Annotated in this window: 1 protein-coding gene; it reads left to right on the plus strand. The window is 48.7% G+C overall.

Annotated features, from left to right (window positions below; translation table 11 throughout):
• The coding region (locus FTW16_RS17735; protein WP_186728090.1) for a GTPase at positions 1-357 on the plus strand (357 nt) is incomplete at both ends.

Below are 357 nucleotides of genomic sequence, written 5' to 3' on the forward strand. Positions count from 1 at the left end.
AGTTCTCTAAGCGCATTAACACGCTGGTCGATTCACTGATTCATCTGCGAATCTATGTTGAAGCAGCGATCGACTTCCCTGAAGAAGAAATCGATTTCCTTGCTGACGGCAAAGTAAGTGCTGACTTACAGGCTATCATCGACAACCTCGAAGCCGTACGCCAAGAAGCCAATCAAGGTGCGATCATGCGTGAAGGCATGAAGGCCGTGATTGCAGGTCGCCCAAATGCCGGTAAATCGAGCCTATTGAATGCGCTGTCTGGCAAAGAATCTGCGATTGTGACCGATATTGCCGGCACCACACGTGATGTATTGCGTGAACATATCCATATTGACGGTATGCCACTGCACATTATCG

The organism is Vibrio sp. T20 (assembly GCF_007858795.1).
Lineage (GTDB): Bacteria > Pseudomonadota > Gammaproteobacteria > Enterobacterales > Vibrionaceae > Vibrio > Vibrio satsumensis.